This is a genomic window from Cytophagales bacterium (genome assembly GCA_033344775.1).
Taxonomy (GTDB): domain Bacteria; phylum Bacteroidota; class Bacteroidia; order Cytophagales; family Cyclobacteriaceae; genus JAWPMT01.
Genome location: JAWPMT010000002.1, coordinates 105,499 through 123,427 on the forward strand (window position 1 = coordinate 105,499; position 17,929 = coordinate 123,427).

Below are 17,929 nucleotides of genomic sequence, written 5' to 3' on the forward strand. Positions count from 1 at the left end.
GTAGCTAGACGATATTGACTTTTTCTAAGAAATGATGAAACTGATAATAGAATAAGGTCTTGGACTTAATACTATGGAGGGTTTTTTGGAAATTTTTAGAGAAACCTATTAGATATCTTCATTGAGACTATTTGAAATCTTATAAATTTAATTAAGAAGAAAGTAGAAATCCCTGGATTAAGTCTTACAATTACCCGCCGGCAACACCTCAAAATCACCTTCATCATACTGCTGCAGTACATTGAAAGCATCTCTGGTATTTTCCCAGCCTAATTTTTGTTTCGCATATGAAGCATCATATACTCTGTCGATGGATTGTGGAAGGACCCAGCCTCGGCGATCAAATTCCTGAGCTAGTTCAGGCTGTCTTTTTCGGATGACAGCAGGTGCATCGTGATACAATTCCTCACAATTCTCAGGAAGAAAAGGGGTACTTCCCGAAATCACGAATACATCATACGGATTTTCATCGGAAGTGGTGGCTGCTAATAAATGAGCAGAAGCTACATCCCGGTAATCTACTCCACGATGCAAGCGATAAACGGCCATAGTAGGAGCAGGCTCTGGAAAGCAACGAGACATACGGATTACCCGTATTTTGAGTTGATTACTAGCCAATGATTTCAGCAAGTTTTCAGCTTCTACTTTGGTGCGATGGTAGATCGTTCTGGGCTGAGGAATAGTCGATTCTGTGATCCAGGTGGAGGTATCGTTTCCGAAGTTGGCATAACCATAAAGTGCGGTCGTGCTGGTAAAAATCAATTGTTTGACACCCGTGGCCATGGCCGCTTCACAGATTTTTTGCGTGGCTTCAACATTGATTTGATGGAATTTTATGTCGGTAGCCACACCAGCGTGGGGCGCATGGAGAGCAGCAGCATGGTACACTGTGGTTGCTCCTTCAAAGAGCTGAAGCATGGCTTCTTTATTAGTAATATCTTGAATGTGTGTGGTGGCAGAGGAAGGAGATAAGTCAATGCCGGTGACTTGAGCGTGTTGACTCAATTGCCAATGCAGCGCCCGGCCAATTCGGCCACTGCTTCCTGTGATCACTACTTTTTCCATGTAGCTAAGTTAAGCCTTACTCGATCTGGAAGACCTAAGCATTTATGAGAATATTGCTTCTATATAAGTCCTAACATGAAGATGATATTTATGGCTTTTTGAAAGTTTGTGAGGACACAAACTTTGGCGGAGCGTGTATGAAAGTTTATGGGGACACAAACTTTAGCGAGAGGTTAATGCTGCACCAGCAAATGATCAGTATTGAACAAATCATCAAAGTAGGCAGATTTCCATTCAGGATTTACTGCTTTGATCAGCATGGCTTCGGCAGCGCCTAAGGCGTAGAAATAAACCCTTTTACTTTCATTGATAGGAGTGTCTTCAAGGCTAGCTAAGATCTTTGACTGATAATCTTCAAGATAACTGACTAATTCACTTTTTTCAAATCGGTCTTGTTCAATCTGATCGAAGCTTTCAATCCAATAGGTAAGTATAGAGAGCTCCTGGAATCGTGCAAAACCTTCCTGCCAGAGCTGCAGGTTCAAATAACGATAGTGTTCCTCCCCAATGATCGTTTTCAGTTCTTCTTTTAGCTTTTTGTGCCTGACGAGTACCTCCTCTATTGAGGAATTTTCATATAGGCTCAACAGGTTTTTTGCCATATCATTGATCTTTGAGATCACACCAGCCTCCTCATAAGGAAAAGGATGGTTCAACATCCACATACCAGTCTGATCTCCTTTGTCCAGATTCAATGATTTTTGTGCGGCATAGTAGTTTGGATGTGAGAACTGTAATTGATGGAAGTGCTCGTGCAGTAAAGTGATCGTCCAGGCCAATGGAGACTTATTGGTGTTTTCGGGAGTGCCGATAATGATTGTCGGCTGATAGTTAATGAAAGGGAAAGTGGCCAGAAAGTGCTTATTCATGGTTGCAGAACGAGAAGGAATCCCGTCACAGCTATCCTGAAAAGTGGAATCGGTGTAAGACGTGTTGAAAAGGTATTCACGTTCATCATCAACCAGTAATAAATGCCCCGGGACCTCTTTCCAGGAGGGCCAATAGCTGTCGTAAAGGTGATCAGCGACGGATCGATAGGTTTCAATCAAAACCTGTTGTTTCGTGTCGGGACATTGGGACAATAGCCAGCACGGCAACATGTTTACTAGAATGATCATGGCATTTCGCATGATGCAAGACTAGTCCTTTGAACAGAGGAGCAGGGTTAAGCAGCGTTAATGAGTGTTAATCACACACTTAACCGAGATCGAGTATAATAATCTAATGAAAAGCTATTTTAGAGGTCTGGCTACAATGATTTCCGAATTATGCTTATTTTGCTGACAAATACGACTATTATGAAAAAGCAACTTGTATTCACGCTCACCCTTTGTGCAGTCTTATTCACTGTTTTTTCGTTTAAAGCAGTTCCTCAAGAGCCAAAAGCCACCGTGTCTGGCAGTACAATCATTGAAGGAGGAAATGAGGAAAATCTCTTCATGGTTGGAAGGCAAACCGACTTCAAACTATGGCATCAAGAAGGGAGTGCGGTAGTGACCATTAAATTCGAATACCAGGGCGAGCATCTGGAAACGACGCTGAAACCAGGTAACGAAATCCGGTTATTGGCTGATAAAGGGTTTGTTTCGGCCTCTATACCCAGGGGAAGTGAAACTGCGGCTGTACATTGGACGCTTTACAATCGTTAGGATATCCGTAATTCATTCGATATTGCCATCGTGGAATCCGGCTCTCTTCCACTGATCATTTTCCATTACCCATAGGTGTGTAACTCGGAATTTCTTATCGAAGGGAACTTCATTTTCTTCCCCTTTTGAAAAGACCACTCCATTAACCAGGGCCACTTGATCATAAAAAGTCAATGTAATGTCTGTCATGCCATATTCGGTGATGACGAGTGCTTTGGTGTCTAATTTAGTTTTTCTGCTACGGATGTAATTCAACCAAACTTTCTTCGTATAGGGAGCTGATGATCCATTGGTATGCATGTACCTGTCAGCGAGTAATGGGTCTAGTTGATTAGCATCGGCTTTCTTGAAATAGAGGTTAAATAGGTCAATGGTTCTCAGTAAACTGATGGTCTTTTCTTCAATTTCTTCGTCGGCAGTTAGGTCTTGTGCCATGGTTGGAAGAGTGATGATTGAAATCGTAAAGATAAAAAAGAGGATCAGGCTACTTTTCATGATTCGAAAGGTTAAATAAGTTTATGATATAGACATAAAAAAACCTCCGCAATTATTTACGGAGGTTATCTTTTTTCGATGTTGACTCCTGCTATTCGGCAAGTGTTACCGTACGTTCAACTGAGTTGAAAGGACCAGGGATCAGATTGCCCGCTGCATCGATCAATTCCAGTTTCACTTTCAATTCCCCCAGTGGAGCATTGTTAATGTACATTGGTTTCCACTCGGTGATCAGGAATTCCTCACCATTGATGGTTGCTCGTACTTTGTTGCCATCGGCAGAAATCTCAGTGTTCAACAAGTAGAAATCAAGCATGACTTTTTTCGTATCTGCCCCGGAGTAGGTCCCCTTAGGACGACTGTAGAACATATGTTGCGCAGAGAAGTCTACTTCCAGGGTTTCTTCAGGCTCCCCAACGGTTACTGCGTCGACCCAAAAGGCATCCGGATTTTTTACACTTTCATGATAAGACCTGGAAAGGAAAGCCAACAGGACATAATTTCCTTCTTCCATTGGCTTCTCGAAGGAGGGGGCGTAGTGTGCGGAATAAGGCCCATTATTCACGATGAAGTGGATGTGTTGTCCTTTGCCAGAGTTGGCAATTCCTCGCGTAGTTGCTCCTTCAGTCTGAACACCTAGTTCATAGTCACTCACTTCAAAATCAAACTTGGCATTGAACCCATCATCTGATTTGGTGATGTCCATTGAGCCCAAATTCAGCTTTGCATTCTCATAGGCTGGAGAAGCAGGAACGTCATCGGTCAGGGTGATTTTTGGCGCGGGCTCGGTTTTAGCTTCGGCGGATTCCTCGGAGGTTGATTTGCCAGGACCGCAAGCAATCATGAAGAATGATAATATGACACTTAGGAAGGTGAATTTTCTGGTATTCATCAGGTTAAGAATATTTTTATGCGTTAAAAATAGCGATAAGAAAACACGAATTCCAGTAGGAAGGTTTAGAAGGCCTAAAAACCACAAAGGCAGCCCTTGATAGAAGGGCTGCCCCATGGACTATTACAATCTGTTAAGCACTTAAGACCTTATGCCGTTCTGAATTTAGGTTGATTAAGCTTTAAATGTAAATCAAATATTTTTCCGATAAAAACTTTGGAATTTTTAGTTTGGAAAACGTTATCGTATTGTGATAATCATTTATCTTGGAAGGTTTTTTTGTATTGCTTTAAATTGAAAAAGCCTCCCGGGGGAGGCTTGATTTTCTTCAATGAACGAGGATTATTCTTCAAGGAATTTTCTAAGTACGTAATGTAAAATACCACCGTGTTTATAGTATTCCACGTCCACACCAGAATCCAACCTTAACTTGGCTTTGAAATTAATAGATGACCCATCCGGACATGTGGCAGAAACGTCAACAATCTTGCCGGGAGTAAGGTTGTTGGACAGTCCTGAGATATGGTAGGTCTCATCTCCTGTTAGTCCTAAGTTTTCCTGATTTTCACCCTCCAAAAATACCATGGGAAGTACACCCATGCCAACAAGATTGGATCGGTGAATGCGCTCGAAACTTTCGGTGATCACAGCCTTCACACCCAATAAATTGGTCCCTTTGGCAGCCCAGTCCCGTGAAGAGCCTGATCCGTATTCCTTTCCGCCGATGACCACCAGAGGTGTTTGATCTTCCTGGTATTTCATGGAAGCATCGTAAACTGTCATTTCTTCACCTGTGGGGTGGTAGGTTGTGTATCCACCTTCCTTTGAAGCAAGTTTGTTTTTGATACGAACATTAGCAAAAGTGCCTCGCATCATTACCTCGTGATTGCCACGTCGTGACCCGTAAGAGTTGAAATCCCGCTGTGCCACTCCATTTGAAGTGAGGTATTTTCCGGCAGGATGTTCGGTTTGGAACTTGCCAGCAGGAGAGATGTGGTCTGTGGTGACCATGTCGCCTAGTTGTAACAACACTTTGGCCCCTTCAATGTCTTTGGGTTCCTCCACATCCGTGGAAATGTCTTTGAAGAATGGTGCTTCCTGAACGTAGGTGGAATTGCTGTCCCAAGCATAGGTCTGTCCTGTAGGAGCATCAAGCGCCTTCCAGGCCTCGTCACCTTCAAAAATCGTACTATAAGACTTTTTGAAATCATCCGGAGTAACCACCTTTTCCATCATGGCATTGATCTCGGCCTGTGTAGGCCAGATGTCTTTCAGGAAAATATCATTTCCATTCGGGTCTTGTCCCAAAGGCTCATTTTGCATGTCAAAGTCCATCCGCCCGGCAATGGCATAAGCCACAACTAGCATAGGCGAGGCCAGGAAATTCATTTTGATGTTTGGGTGGATGCGCGCTTCGAAATTTCTGTTTCCTGAAAGGGCAGACGATACGATCAGATCATTTTCAATTACAGCCTTTTGAACATCCTCCATCATGTCTCCGGAATTTCCAATACAGGTGGTGCAGCCATAGCCTACAACATGGAATTTCAAGGCTTCCAAATAGGGCAGTAACTCCGATTTTTTCAGATATTCCGTTACCACGCGAGATCCGGGTGCCAGAGAAGTTTTTACCCAGGGTTTGATGTTCAAGCCGAGTTCTACGGCTTTCTTGGCTACCATACCCGCACCGATCATCACGCTAGGATTAGAAGTATTGGTACAGGAAGTGATGGCCGCAATGACCACCGCACCATCTGAAAGGTCGAATCGCAAGTCTCCTTTTTTCATGGGTACAGACTTGATCTGTCCTGCTGCAGGAGCTATGGAAGTATCACGTTCATCTACTGGTATGTATTCGCGTTGATAGGATACGTTCAATAAGCCTTTGACGGTCTCTTTAGCTTCTCTTAGCAGAACTTTGTCCTGAGGGCGTTTTGGTCCTGATATGGTAGGTTCAACTGTTGATAGATCCAACTCGATCACGTCGGTATATTCGATCTGGTCATTAGGATTTCTCCATAATAAGTTGGCTTTGGCATATGCTTCCACCATATCAATGTGCTTTTCTGGACGGTTGGTGTTTCGCATGTAGGCCAGTGTCTGATCATCGATGGGCCAGTGTGTGTCGGTACAGCCAAACTCTGGTGACATGTTTGAGATCGTTGCTCGATCCGCTACTGTCAGATTGTCCAGTCCATCACCAAATACTTCCACAATCTTTCCAACTACTCCATAATCTCTCAATAACTTCACAATGGTTAGTACCAGGTCTGTAGAAGTAGCTCCTTCTTGCATTTGACCAGATATCTTGAGACCGATCACCTCCGGTAAGATCATGTAGATCGGTTGACCCAGCATCGCTGCTTCCGCTTCAATTCCTCCGACGCCCCAGCCCAACACACCGATGCCATTGACCATGGGAGTATGAGAATCTGTGCCGACTAACGTGTCTGGGAATAAGTAGCCATCTCTTTCGATGACGCCTTTGGTCAGGTATTCAAGGTTTACCTGGTGGCAGATGCCCATTCCCGGGGGTACCACACTGAGGTTAGAAAAGCCTTGTTGCGCCCATTTGAACACTTTGTATCGCTCTTCATTTCTTTGATACTCAAGGTCTACATTTTTACGATACGAGTCTTGTGTGCCAAAATACTCCACCATTACCGAGTGATCAATGACAATGTCGGCTGGCACGACCGGGTTGGTTTTGCTGGTGTCCTTTCCTTTTCTGGCTACTTCTGATCGGATCGAGGCAATGTCAACGACTGCAGGAACACCGGTAAAATCCTGCATCAATACCCTGGCAGGTGAGTAGGGGATGTCCTTCACGCCTGCGGTTGCTTTCCAATTCAACAGGGTGTTCAGGTGTTCTTCAGTAACTGAAAAGCCATCGTAATTCCGAATGGCATTTTCCAGCAAGATCCTGATGGAATAGGGAAGGGTATTAACCACAGGTTTTGATTTTGCCAGATCAAACAAGCTATAATACTTATGAGAACCAAGTGCGCTTGGTAGTTGCTTTTTTATACCAAAGAAATCCTGTGCCATATGTGAATTGTTTTAATGTTTCATCTACTCTTAAAATTAAACACCGAAGCGTGCTTAATTAGTTCTTGAACATTTATTCAACAATTTATCAGATATAACAGTTGAATATGGAAATAATCAAAAAAGAATAAATCAATTCTGTCTTGGAATCGTATAATTGTAGTAAGAACCTTTAAGATTAAGAACCTTTAAAACCATCGCTATGAGAAAACTGAATGAAGTTGCCAGAAAAGCTGGCGACCTCCTCAACCTCACTGTCAATGTTGAATTTGACAAATCCATTCAGAAGTATGTCGTAACCAAAAGAAACAAAATCTTGTACATGGGAAGTGAACAAGACTGTGATCAGTTTCTGAAGAACAATACCTTGGGATTCATGGTGCGACATAAATAATCATCAGATCGATTCAATTTGTTTTGGATCGATCATCATCAAAAAAGCCCACTTGGATTATTCCAGGTGGGCTTTTTCGTATTTATAAAAGCCCTGTTAGAGTTTTGAACTCCTAACAGAGGTGTCTCTTAATGCACCAATTGCTTGGTCGAAGGCTTAAATTTAGTCAAGTCGATACCATCAACAGCGGCTTCGTATTCTTCGATATTTGGTGTTCTTCCCAGTATAGTAGACAGTACTACCACCGGTGTAGATGAGAGTAAGGACTCACCTTTTTTCTCATCCGAATCTTTCACCACCCGCCCCTTAAAGAGTCGGGTAGAAGTAGCCATTACGGTATCTCCGGGAGCTGCTTTTTCCTGGTTACCCATGCACAGGTTACAACCGGGACGCTCCAGGTACAACATGTTTTCATAGGAAGTTCTTGCCGCTGCTTTTGGGGCCGCATCGTCAAAGACAAAGCCAGAGTATTTCTCCAATACATCCCAATCGCCTTCTTCCTTTAATTCATCGACGATATTATACGTAGGAGGGGCCACTACCAAAGGTGCCTGGAAATCTACTTTTCCTTGTTGAGCTTCGACGTTTTTCAACATCTGCGCCAGGATTTTCATGTCTCCTTTGTGTACCATGCAAGACCCAACGAAACCTAGGTCTACCTTCTTGTCCCCACCATAGTAGGACAGGGGTCGGATGGTGTCATGCGTGTATCGCTTGGATACATCATTATTGTTGACATCCGGGTCAGCGATCATGGGTTCAGCAATCTGGTCAAGATCTACCACTACCTCAGCATAGTACTTCGCACTGGCATCTGGTGCCAGGGCAGGCTTCTCACCGGAACGGATCTCTTTGATTCTTTTGTTGGCAATGTCGATCAGGCCCTGGAGGACTTGCTTCTCATTGTCCATGCCCTTCTCAATCATGATCTGGATACGGCCTTTTGCGATCTCCAATGATTCAATCAAGGTCTCATCTTCAGAAATACAGATAGAAGCTTTAGCCTTCATTTCTGCTGTCCAATCCGTGAAGGTAAAGGCCTGGTCAGAGGTCAAGGTTCCAATATGCACCTCAATCACTCGACCCTGGAATACGTTCTCACCTTCGAATTGATGGAGCATCTGTGCTTGCGTCGCATGAACCACATCACGGAAGTCCATGTAAGGCTTCATTTCGCCTTTGAAAGTTACCTTGACCGATTCTGGGATAGGCATGGAAGCTTCTCCTGTAGCCAGTGCCAGCGCAACCGTTCCGGAATCTGCACCGAAAGCCACTCCTTTGGACATTCTGGTGTGTGAGTCACCACCAATGATTACTGCCCAATCGTCGACGGTAATGTCATTCAATACCTTGTGGATCACATCGGTCATTGCATGATAATGCCCTTTTGGGTCACGACCTGTGATCAGTCCAAAGTCATTCATGAATTTCATGAGCTTTGGAATGTTTGCCTGTGCTTTTCGGTCCCATACAGAAGCTGTGTGACAGCCTGATTGATAAGCACCATCCACGATCGGAGAGATCACAGTCGCCGCCATGGACTCCAATTCCTGGGAAGTCATCAAACCAGTGGTATCCTGTGATCCTACAATGTTTACCTCTACTCGGACATCCGAACCAGCATGCAAAGTTTTGCCTGTGGTAGTGCCTACCGCATTTTTGTTGAAGATCTTTTCAACGGCAGTCAAGCCCTGGCCTTCTTGTGAAATTTCTTTGGATGGGGCGAAAACAACTGGCGCTTCCATGCCTAGCGTCTTAGCTGCGAAAGTCTGTAGTTTCTTTCCGAAGACTACTGCATAAGAACCACCAGCTTTGATGAATTCTACCTTTTGAGGCGTCAGTGAAGCGGAGATGTCGATCAATTCCTGATCACCATTGTATAATTTCTTAGTCTTGGTGTTGATGGTCAATACGGTGCCAGTGGCTACTGAATAAGCTTCTACCAGCACGGGTTCACCATCCGCATCCACGACAGTTTTGCCGTTTTCATCGGTTTTCTTCACCCAGTTTTTCAGGTCGATCCCAATACCACCCGTTACACCCACGGTGGTAAGGAAGATAGGCGAAATGCCATTTGTCCCAGCAATGATTGGAGCGATGTTGATGAAAGGAACATAAGGGCTTGACTGAATACCTGTCCAGAGTGCTACATTGTTCACTCCTGACATACGTGAAGAACCCACACCCATAGTACCTTTCTCAGCAATCAACATCACGCGCTTGTCAGGGTGCCGTTCCTTGAGTGCCAACAGCTCGTTCTGCATGTCTTTGTTGTGCTCGAAGATGCACTGACCGTGCAATTCGCGATCGGAACGAGAGTGCGCATCCGCACCAGGAGAAAGTAAATCGGTAGAAATGTCACCTTCTCCTGCAATGTAGGTGACGATTTTGATCTCTTCTTCTACGTCAGGAAGCTTGGTAAAGAATTCCGCCTGTGCGTAGCTTTCTAATAATTCTTTTGCTTTGCCATTACCTGCTCCGTTTGCATCGGCCAAGCGAGCGGTATCTGCTTCATATAGGAATACCTGAGTTTTCAAGACGGCAACCGCCTGATCAGCGATGGCTTCGTCTGCCCCCAGAGCAATGTCCAGTAATACTCCGATTGAAGGTCCGCCTTTCATGTGCGAAAGTAGCTCAAAGGCAAACTCCACAGAAATTTCCTCAACGACGGATTCACCCAGGATGATTTCTTTCAGGAATTTTGCTTTCACACCAGCCGCACTAGTGGTTCCCGGAAGGGTATTGTAAATAAAGAAGTTGAGTGAATCTGCGCGGTATTCGTTACCGGCATCTTTGATTTGCTCTATGATTTCACTGAGCAAGGCACCATCATCAATGGGCTTAGGGTGCAGTCCCTGGCCTTTTCGTTCTTCGATTTCTTTGATGTAATCCTGGTACATGTTCATATAAACTTCTTTTCAAGGTTAAAGACAGACTTCTTATTAGTCTGAAGTAAGGCAAATGCTTTCAATATTTCAGCCTTGGAATTTAGATGTGTACAAAACGCATCGACAGGTTGAAATTTCGAAGCGCAAATTTAATACACCTAACAGGAAGCTGCCAGAATTATGGTCAATTATAAACGTTCCAGAAAGGCCAGGGTATCCACGCCATCGGCATAATCCCAGACTTCCGGATATTGGGCTTGCCCAAATGGAATATATCTAAGGGTATCACTTGCCACAATGCACTGGATCTTCTCTGCGTTTTCTGTGAACCAGTTTGCTAATTCCTGTTCTGATTCGTAGGTCGAATAATAAGTCACCGAAATAGGGGAGACCAACGCCTCATCTTCGAGCCAAAGCCCATATCCAGTGTCCAGGTGCGGCACTTTATTCACCAGATAGATGCTCTTATTATACTCGTAGTTATTGAAGTACTTATGGTGATTGGCCAGGTCACCTTTGTTTTCCCAGGTTCGAAAGATCTGAGTGAGATCAAATCCTTTTGGAATAAACAGCTTTGAAACGTTACGACAACCCATGCCGAAATAAAGATAAATGTCTGACCAAAGTTGATCCAATTCTGCGGGTGTTTCCTTTCCCGTGATCACGGCAACGGAGGTGCGGTTTTTACGGATGACATTCGGTATTTTGGAAAAGTAATACTCAAAATACCGGCTGGAGTTGTCACTTCCTGTGGCTATGACGGCATCAATGTCTTTCAATTGAGCTCTTATTTCAATGAATTCTTTCATGCCCGGCGACATGGCCAATAACTCCTGGATTACAGCACCCATGAGCAGTTCGTCCTGGGAACTCATTTTGACCGCTACTTTATGCCCTGAGATCAGTACACTTAGTAAGTCATGGAATCCAACCAATGGAATATTACCTGCCATGACAATGCCAACGGTCTTTGGTTCAATATGCTCCAATTGGTATTTGCTGACCCATTGTTCTAAAGAAGCGTTGGTAATCATTTTCCGAATACCTGTTATTGAAAAGTCAATATGCTCAGATGTAAACCAATTGTTTTTGTGTTGGGCCTGTCTTTTCAGGGTCTCGTATTTCTCGGTTCCTTCCCAGGAGCTCAATTGCTGCTCCAGTTTGTCGAAGGCTTCTATTCTTTCTTCCAATAACATGATCCTGCAAATATCGTCGGGAAAACCGTCTGAAGTATGATAAATACACTTTCGTGAAATCATATTCTTTGATCATGACCTGGAAAGGCTTTTCAAGTTGATTATGTGTCTGTGAATGAGACTCTTCTATTCCCTAAAGCGATACCCAAATGCTATTAACTTAAGGTCACTCCGCTTCCGCGGACGGCCAGGGGATTCTTTGCTCAATAGGATATGTTCAATACTGATTTTCAAAGATTCCATCCATGGAATGACTTCTGTACATTGAAATTTCAACCTTAACTTAATTGTATTGAGCTATACCTGGTCGGGGGGAGGTTTCTGGTACTCCTTAGAGGTGGGGTGCACGGCTAGTTGAAAAATTGTGATCCATGAAAAACCTTTCTCTTTGACCTAAATTCGTGGTTTTATTGGGAGTTTTAGAATTGAAGTATTGCTTTTAATTATATTTTTTAAATCTTTTTCGCACCAAAGCTGTTTATTAACTTCGAGCCCAGATTCTATACTAAGAACAAAAACAATAGTTTGCTATGGCAATAATTATTACCGATGAGTGCATCAATTGTGGTGCCTGCGAGCCAGAATGCCCGAATACTGCCATCTATGAAGGTGGTGTGGAGTGGAAGTGGTCTGACGGTACAGATTTGAAAGAAGTAGAATTGGAAGACGGAACTACTGTAGACGCTTCAGCATCGCAAGAACCTGTCTCTGATGAATTTTATTATATCGTTTCCGGAAAGTGTACGGAGTGTACAGGTTTCCATGAAGAGCCGCAATGTGCTGCGGTATGTCCGGTGGATTGTTGTGTCGACGATCCTGACTATGTAGAAACGGAAGAAGAGCTAGTGGCCAAGAAGGACTGGATGCACCTTTGATCGTCAGTCGATTTAAGATATCAAGGCTCCTTCGGGAGCCTTTTTTGTTGGTAGGCCAGAAATATCAAGCAGCGATTTTTCTTCGCCTAAAATTGAAAGCAGCCAATACGAGTCCTAAAAATGCCATCGTGAAAACGATCATCATAAGCTGCTTATTGGATTTTGGCTGTATGGGATTGATGTCTCCATAAATCGATAATCCACTCCAATAGTACGGATGAGACCTGATTTCGCTTGCCGTTTCCAGAAAACTTAATTTGGCATTTCTCAATGCCGAACTCTTGCTTTTGCCAGCTTTCAGATTAGCATAGAACTGGTCCATCAATTGCGGTGTAGATTGATCGTCGATACTCCAGTGACTTAAGAGTACACTCTGGCAACCCGCATAGGTAAAAGCCCTTGCCAGGCTCATGATCCCTTCTCCTTTTTGATACTCACCAAGACCAGTATTGCAAGCACTTAGCACACTGAGATTGGCATTGATGTTCATGTTCAGGATCTCAAATACATGCAGATATCCGTCTTCTTTTTTGTCCTCTTTATCTTTTGAAAAGGCTATTCTGGAATTGATTGGATTTTCGGGATCAAGTACGGCGTGAGTGGCGAAGTGAAGTATACTAAATTCACTTTGCTTGCTTTTTAAGATTTGTTCAGTAGCTGCTTCATCGGTATATATCTCGCTTGAAAAATGTGTTTTTACTCCTTCTACTTCGGACTTGTTCCAGTACAATGCTGTTAATGTTGTTCCGCTGCTAGTCAATGTATCATCGGGATCAAAACCAGGGGCAAAAGCGATGGCTCGGGCAGTTTCAACTTGTTTTTGATATTTGATCTCTGCGCTATAAGCATAAGAAAAGTTGAACTTTTTGAGTGCGTATTGGAGCGCATTGTAATTACTGCCGGTAGTATCAGATAGCAACACATCAAATGGAAAAGGAGGTAAGTCATATGATGGAATCAATACCACTTCTTCAATGTTTTCACCAATCCCTGATAATGGACCGGATAGTAGTTTCTCATACAGATGGTGGGATACTTGCTTAAACGTCGTAATGGAGCTGGCTTCAAAAGGTGAATTGATCTGATTGATCAACTCTTCTATCGCTGACTTTATTGTTTCATCATAATTGATACTACTGTGTTGGATTTGGTTTTCACTCAATTGGAAAATATGCAAGGTGCTGTCCGAAAGAAAATACTCAATGAGTAGCTGATTGCTATGAATGCTCTTTAGGATACCATCCATTGATACTTGCTTTGGATTGATCAGCTGATAGTATTCAGGGAAGCTGGAAGCAATTGAATCATTTAATTTGATCAATTCTTCTTCATATTCGAATAGCTTTTTTTGGAGTGTTGGAAGAGTAGTTGAATCACTTTCCTGGATACGATTCAATTGGTTTTGATAGAATGATACCAGGGACTTTAGCCTACTTTCTCTTGCGTTCAACGCCTCAGGAATGCCTGCAAACTGCCGGGCAGCTTTGATGGTCAGGTTTTCCCTTAAAATGGCATTGTTACTTTTGATGGTAAATAGATAGGCCCGCTCCAAAAATTGAGGATGCCCTTTGGTTACATAAAGTTTGATCAGATGATTGGCTGTTTCCTTGTAGAATTCGGAGGAAGTTTTGGAAAAATAGATCTTATCATCAAAATGGTGATAACTCAGCCTTCTTTTCACGACCAGAGAATCAATGAAATCGATCAATTGAAGATGGCTGTTTAATGTTATTTGTGTGTACAAAGGTTCACTCAGATCACACAGTGCCTCATTCATGAGTGTCAGTGAAGTGATGAAAGTGATGATATTGACTTGACCTGTTTTTGGGTAGTCTAGAGGTGAAGTTGAGTGATAGTCAGTCGCATTTGCAATAAAAGCCCTTTGAAGTTCTTTTTGTGCAGTTTCAGCATCCCCATTCTCTAATAAAACCTGAACCTTTCGATTGATGGTTTGCGCTAATTTATGGTTGACTTTTTGATTGTTTTGCGCGGCAGCTATTGCTTTGTCTGAAAAATCCAACGCTGCCTCGTAATCTTGTATGAATTCATAATCTTTTGAGAGATTGTTGTAAGAGGTTGCCACAGCCTGGTGTTTTGGACCAAACTGGGAAAGATTGATATCCAAAGCTTTTCTATGATAAAAAATAGCTGAGTCATACTGCGCACCATCAAAGTATGAATCTCCAATGAAACTTAAGTCTTCAGCGATGTACGGATGTGTTGGTGGTAAAGACTTTAAATCAAAATTCAATGCTTTTTTATAATAGTAGAGGCCTTTTTCATGATCCCCCGCATGCAAAGAGCAGGCGCCAAGATTGACATAGGTCACTCCAAGGTCTGGGGTGGAAACATTCTCATTGTTAGATTGGATCAGATTGAGGGCTTCTTTATGAAAGTTCAATGCCCGATTGAAATCACCCATTCTCGTGAGTATCGCACCGACGTTGTTATAAGCCCTTACTACTAAATAATGCCCCTCAGGTAAATGTCTTCTACTGATTTCCAGGTTTTTCATGTAAAGCGAAAGTGCCTCATAACTATCACCCATTTGTCCATAAGAAAAGGCGAGATTGGAATAAGAGGTTGCCAGTTCTACTGAATCGACTTTTGGTTGTTGGCGTAAAAGTTCGATACCTCTATTTTGGGACTTGATCGCTTCATCAAATCTCCCCATATAAGTGTGGATGATCCCGATATTGTCGTGTGTGTTTCGAGTTCCGGGATCATCTATCCCGAAAAGAGATTCTTTTATAGTCAGGCTCTGCTGGTAGTACGATAGGGCTTCCTGAAATCCTCCCAGCCTCATGTACACAGAAGCTAAATTGGCCATGATTTCAGCGCCTTGATCTGATTGATCTCCATTGATTTGATCAGATAGTTCGAGCGCCTTTTCCAGATCCTGTTTAGCCTGATCGAAAATTCCAAGCTTCGAGTTAATTGTCCCGAAAAGACTTAGTGCGATTGTCTCTGACTGGCTGTTTTTGGGAGCCAATTCCTTAACGGTTTTTGCCAAATTTTGCGCATAATTGATTTGAGCGGCCTTTTCTAACAGGTCACAGTAGGTCAGGCTATATTGCGTGGCAATTGAATCTTTACCAGCCTGGAATAAGCTTGTCACTTGATTGATACTTTCTTCTAGCGCTTGCTTAGGGTTTTCTTGAAATAAAGCAGAGTCAATCGGAATGGTATGTGGGACAATTGTATTCGGGGATTGACAAAAGGCAAGATTGACGAATGCGCTTGTGAATAATGCGACCAGCAAATATGTAATCGCTTTATTCATCGAATAGCCTTTCGTTTAAGAGTGCTTTCGCTCGTTTAGAGTAAATGGAATCGGAGATGGTTTTGCCTCTCAAAATCTCTTCACATGCTGTGAGTTTCCCATTTTTGAGGTAACTCAATGCGATGTACCAATCCCGTACAGATTGAATATCCTGAGTAGCATTTGCCTCAATTTTTGAAAACCAATTCAAGGCGTGCTCTGGCTGATCCATTTCCAGATAACAGATACCTATCATCAGTAGGTCAGCGTTCTTGTGACTCTCCAGGTTGACCAATGGGGCCAAAGCTGCCTCATAATTACCATTGAGGTACTGCATTCTCCCTTCTGATACTCGATCCGACTGATTTCTTGAAAGAACAATGCCATCATAGGCTACATAATATTCATCGAAAAGTGCTTGTGGACCTTTCGTGTTACTGCTGGACATATAGATGCCTATCGAGCTGAGGATCAGTAAAAAAGAGGCCGCGACCAATGATTTTTTTCTTATTTGAGCCCTTTCCTTTTTCTTCTCGTCTATTACCTGCATGTGAGCGGTGAATTGTTTTCTCAAGTCATCCTCTCTAAACGCTTCGACGTTTTTAATTAAGTTTTTACGTAGATCAACCTCATCCTTAAACAATTCAGATGTTAGGTATTTAACATCAAATGTTTCCTCTTCATATTGATCAAGTTGTCGATCAAAATGTCTGTCAATCAGGTCAATATCTTCTTTATTCAACGACATCTTTAATTACGTTGTAATGTTTTTTTGCTTCTGCAACATACTTTTTCATGCATCTGGATTTAGAGGATTTCGCTGTATCGGCATTTGAAAGTCCCAACCGGTTAGCGATCTCTTCCATACTCATTGACTTTACATAGAAAAGGTAAATCATGTTTTTACACTTTTCTGAAAGCTTTCTCCATGAGATTTTTCCGGATTCCTTCTGAGCTACAGAGACTTCTTCACTTTCGGAGTAGAGAAACTGCTCAACATTGTACTGGTTATTAGTTTTTGAAACTTCTTTCTTGATAGCCGCTAAGTAGTTGTTTTCACAGGTTCGATACAGGTAGTATTCCAGGCTGGTCAGGTAGCCGATTTCTCCTTTCAGAATTTTCCTTCTGAAGATAAGCACAGCATCTACAAATAAATCCTTCGCATCATCTTTTGGACAGCCTCTTTTCATCACCAACCGATCAATGCAATAGCTGCCATGCTTTACATACATGTATTCGAATGCCTTATTGTCTCCATTAAGGAAAGAATGCGTTATTTCGGTGAGTGTCATTTCCCCAGGGTTTGAAATAATAACAAGAAACTGGAAGGATTGTTAATTATTTTGAGTGATCCCAATTTCTTGGGATCACCATTGGGATATCTGATGTTATCCAAATTTTTCCTATTGAACCTGGTGGTTTTAATGGGTTCCTGGGCCGGGTTTCGAGCTATACTAATCCTTACTCTACGCGATATTTAAAATTCATGAAAATTTTATGTTTACCTTTTTCACCTACGGCAATTACAGTAAAACTTTTGTTAAAATAAATGATTAGTGAAATGAGAAAAGTAGTAATTGCGTTGTTTGTTTTTGCCATCACGCTAGGCTTCTATGCCTGTAGCGTTGAAGAAGTAGGTCCCACAGGATTAGACACCACTCAAGGTATGGATTTCGGAGATCCCGGTGCTGGATTTGAAGGGGATGGCGAAGGAGCAGATCCGACTAATGGTGATCCGATATTGGTTGATCCTATAGATTGGGGTGGAGGTGAAGACCCTGAACCTGATCCTACTTGTGACGATTATCCAGAAGCCAGTTTATACTATAATACTGATACCTACATCTCCGGAGTTGAATCAGGTCATGATGTTATTTTTTTAAATGTTACTGGGGGTTGGCCTGCAGGAACGACTTACGCATGGTTGCTGAAGTATGAGGATGGAACAACCAATTATTATCCTCACTCTGCTGAGGTGCCCAGAATGGTAGATGCGTCATTTGACAACAAAATAACTGAGGTGACGATTACCTCCCGATTCGAAGACTGTGAAGGAACGGGTACTATGGTTGCAGATCCGCCATTTCCAAGCGAAGGAGTGAAATTCAAAATAGGTCCTCATTTCCTGGATAAGATCAAATTCAAACGGAAATAAGAACGTGATA

Annotated in this window: 14 protein-coding genes; 4 read left to right on the top strand and 10 right to left on the bottom strand. The window is 42.7% G+C overall.

The genetic code is table 11. From position 1 onward, the window contains the following. Positions 1-177: 177 nt before the first annotated feature. Both R8G66_05130 and R8G66_05135 read right to left on the bottom strand, forming a co-directional pair. Positions 178-1,065: an NAD(P)-dependent oxidoreductase gene (locus tag R8G66_05130; protein ID MDW3191721.1), complete on the bottom strand. Its 888-nt coding sequence runs from the start codon at positions 1,063-1,065 to the stop codon at positions 178-180. Between the two features lie 173 nt (positions 1,066-1,238). Next, a complete protein-coding gene (locus R8G66_05135) occupies positions 1,239-2,183 on the bottom strand; it encodes a hypothetical protein (GenBank protein MDW3191722.1) in 945 nt (314 codons plus the stop codon). A 180-nt stretch (positions 2,184-2,363) separates the two neighbouring features. On the opposite strand from R8G66_05135, the gene R8G66_05140 reads away from it, so the two are divergent. Beyond that, on the top strand, positions 2,364-2,714 hold the full coding sequence (locus tag R8G66_05140; GenBank protein ID MDW3191723.1) for a hypothetical protein: 351 nt from the start codon (positions 2,364-2,366) through the stop codon (positions 2,712-2,714). Between the two features lie 12 nt (positions 2,715-2,726). Here the strand turns inward: R8G66_05140 and R8G66_05145 are convergent, their stop codons facing one another. From R8G66_05145 to acnA, 3 genes are all read right to left on the bottom strand, one after another. After that, a complete protein-coding gene (locus R8G66_05145; GenBank protein ID MDW3191724.1) occupies positions 2,727-3,209 on the bottom strand; it encodes a nuclear transport factor 2 family protein in 483 nt (160 codons plus the stop codon). 91 nt (positions 3,210-3,300) lie between these two features. Further along, positions 3,301-4,101 (bottom strand): hypothetical protein, encoded by an 801-nt coding sequence (locus R8G66_05150; protein MDW3191725.1) that lies wholly within the window; start codon positions 4,099-4,101, stop codon positions 3,301-3,303. Positions 4,102-4,443: 342 nt separating this feature from the next. Continuing rightward, on the bottom strand, positions 4,444-7,149 hold the full coding sequence (gene acnA, locus R8G66_05155) for an aconitate hydratase AcnA (GenBank protein MDW3191726.1): 2,706 nt from the start codon (positions 7,147-7,149) through the stop codon (positions 4,444-4,446). Between the two features lie 202 nt (positions 7,150-7,351). Between acnA and R8G66_05160 the strand changes: the two genes are divergently transcribed. Then, positions 7,352-7,543 (top strand): hypothetical protein, encoded by a 192-nt coding sequence (locus R8G66_05160; protein ID MDW3191727.1) that lies wholly within the window; start codon positions 7,352-7,354, stop codon positions 7,541-7,543. Between the two features lie 128 nt (positions 7,544-7,671). Here the strand turns inward: R8G66_05160 and R8G66_05165 are convergent, their stop codons facing one another. Together R8G66_05165 and R8G66_05170 are read right to left on the bottom strand one after the other, a co-directional pair. Then, entirely contained in the window at positions 7,672-10,449 is a 2,778-nt protein-coding gene (locus R8G66_05165; GenBank protein MDW3191728.1) for a bifunctional aconitate hydratase 2/2-methylisocitrate dehydratase, read from the bottom strand. A 170-nt stretch (positions 10,450-10,619) separates the two neighbouring features. Further along, on the bottom strand, positions 10,620-11,690 hold the full coding sequence (locus tag R8G66_05170) for an acyl-CoA reductase (protein MDW3191729.1): 1,071 nt from the start codon (positions 11,688-11,690) through the stop codon (positions 10,620-10,622). Between the two features lie 467 nt (positions 11,691-12,157). Here R8G66_05170 and R8G66_05175 point away from each other — a divergent pair, with 467 nt between their 5' ends. Next, positions 12,158-12,502, top strand: coding sequence for a 4Fe-4S dicluster domain-containing protein (locus tag R8G66_05175; protein MDW3191730.1), 345 nt, complete (start codon positions 12,158-12,160; stop codon positions 12,500-12,502). A gap of 64 nt (positions 12,503-12,566) precedes the next feature. Here the strand turns inward: R8G66_05175 and R8G66_05180 are convergent, their stop codons facing one another. The 3 genes from R8G66_05180 to R8G66_05190 are packed head-to-tail and all read right to left on the bottom strand — an operon-like array spanning position 12,567 to position 17,056. After that, positions 12,567-15,785: a CHAT domain-containing tetratricopeptide repeat protein gene (locus tag R8G66_05180; GenBank protein ID MDW3191731.1), complete on the bottom strand. Its 3,219-nt coding sequence runs from the start codon at positions 15,783-15,785 to the stop codon at positions 12,567-12,569. Continuing rightward, complete coding sequence (locus R8G66_05185) at positions 15,778-16,512, bottom strand: hypothetical protein (GenBank protein ID MDW3191732.1); 735 nt, start codon at positions 16,510-16,512, stop codon at positions 15,778-15,780. Before R8G66_05185 ends, R8G66_05180 begins: the two co-directional genes overlap by 8 nt. Next, a complete protein-coding gene (locus tag R8G66_05190) occupies positions 16,499-17,056 on the bottom strand; it encodes a sigma-70 family RNA polymerase sigma factor (GenBank protein MDW3191733.1) in 558 nt (185 codons plus the stop codon). Before R8G66_05190 ends, R8G66_05185 begins: the two co-directional genes overlap by 14 nt. 269 nt (positions 17,057-17,325) lie before the next feature. On the opposite strand from R8G66_05190, the gene R8G66_05195 reads away from it, so the two are divergent. Further along, the gene (locus tag R8G66_05195) at positions 17,326-17,919 is read left to right on the top strand and encodes a hypothetical protein (protein ID MDW3191734.1); all 594 of its coding nucleotides are present in this window, start codon (positions 17,326-17,328) and stop codon (positions 17,917-17,919) included. Positions 17,920-17,929 lie beyond the last annotated feature (10 nt).

What these genes read in the sequence shown, in the direction of transcription:
- R8G66_05190 (MDW3191733.1), bottom strand. Translation starts at nt 17,056, where the DNA reads ATGACACTCACCGAAATAACGCATTCTTTCCTTAATGGAGACAATAAG.
- R8G66_05130 (MDW3191721.1), bottom strand. Translation starts at nt 1,065, where the DNA reads ATGGAAAAAGTAGTGATCACAGGAAGCAGTGGCCGAATTGGCCGGGCG.
- R8G66_05165 (MDW3191728.1), bottom strand. Translation starts at nt 10,449, where the DNA reads ATGAACATGTACCAGGATTACATCAAAGAAATCGAAGAACGAAAAGGC.
- acnA (MDW3191726.1), bottom strand. Translation starts at nt 7,149, where the DNA reads ATGGCACAGGATTTCTTTGGTATAAAAAAGCAACTACCAAGCGCACTT.
- R8G66_05160 (MDW3191727.1), top strand. Translation starts at nt 7,352, where the DNA reads ATGAGAAAACTGAATGAAGTTGCCAGAAAAGCTGGCGACCTCCTCAAC.
- R8G66_05170 (MDW3191729.1), bottom strand. Translation starts at nt 11,690, where the DNA reads ATGATTTCACGAAAGTGTATTTATCATACTTCAGACGGTTTTCCCGAC.
- R8G66_05175 (MDW3191730.1), top strand. Translation starts at nt 12,158, where the DNA reads ATGGCAATAATTATTACCGATGAGTGCATCAATTGTGGTGCCTGCGAG.
- R8G66_05145 (MDW3191724.1), bottom strand. Translation starts at nt 3,209, where the DNA reads ATGAAAAGTAGCCTGATCCTCTTTTTTATCTTTACGATTTCAATCATC.
- R8G66_05180 (MDW3191731.1), bottom strand. Translation starts at nt 15,785, where the DNA reads ATGAATAAAGCGATTACATATTTGCTGGTCGCATTATTCACAAGCGCA.
- R8G66_05185 (MDW3191732.1), bottom strand. Translation starts at nt 16,512, where the DNA reads ATGTCGTTGAATAAAGAAGATATTGACCTGATTGACAGACATTTTGAT.
- R8G66_05135 (MDW3191722.1), bottom strand. Translation starts at nt 2,183, where the DNA reads ATGATCATTCTAGTAAACATGTTGCCGTGCTGGCTATTGTCCCAATGT.
- R8G66_05140 (MDW3191723.1), top strand. Translation starts at nt 2,364, where the DNA reads ATGAAAAAGCAACTTGTATTCACGCTCACCCTTTGTGCAGTCTTATTC.
- R8G66_05195 (MDW3191734.1), top strand. Translation starts at nt 17,326, where the DNA reads ATGAGAAAAGTAGTAATTGCGTTGTTTGTTTTTGCCATCACGCTAGGC.
- R8G66_05150 (MDW3191725.1), bottom strand. Translation starts at nt 4,101, where the DNA reads ATGAATACCAGAAAATTCACCTTCCTAAGTGTCATATTATCATTCTTC.